Source organism: Niallia sp. HCP3S3_B10, assembly GCF_052064465.1.
In the GTDB taxonomy this organism is placed as follows: domain Bacteria; phylum Bacillota; class Bacilli; order Bacillales; family Cytobacillaceae; genus Niallia; species Niallia hominis.
This window is the reverse complement of the sequence record NZ_JBQHVO010000170.1, coordinates 1-364: the sequence shown is the minus strand read 5'-3', so window position 1 is coordinate 364 and position 364 is coordinate 1. Positions and strand designations below refer to the sequence as shown.

Genomic DNA, 364 nt, shown 5'->3' with positions numbered 1-364 from the left:
GTTCGTGTACGTGATCATGAAGCTGTGGAGGAACTACCGATGGGGCAACAAATTCAGGTCGACTGGGGAGAAATAACCGTAAAGAATCAGGGAAAAAAGCCTGTTAAACTATATTTTATTACCTTTGTACTCTCTAATTCTCGTTATAAATATGTGGAATGGCTTGATAGACCTTTTACCACTAGGGATACCATACGTTGTCATGAAAAAGCATTTCAATTCTTTGGAGGAATTCCGAAGGAAATTGTTTATGATCAAGATCATTTGATAACCGTTAGTGAAAATGCCGGAGATATAATTTTAACAGGGGAATTTCAAGCATATAAGCAGGAACGAGGGTTCCGAATTTACCTCTGTAGAAAGG

The 364-nt window shown here is 38.2% G+C and carries 1 protein-coding gene; it reads left to right on the top strand.

What is annotated here, in order from left to right; translation table 11 throughout:
* A partial coding sequence (locus ACTNDN_RS25065; RefSeq protein WP_441132593.1) for a DDE-type integrase/transposase/recombinase occupies positions 1-364 on the top strand: 364 nt, incomplete at both ends.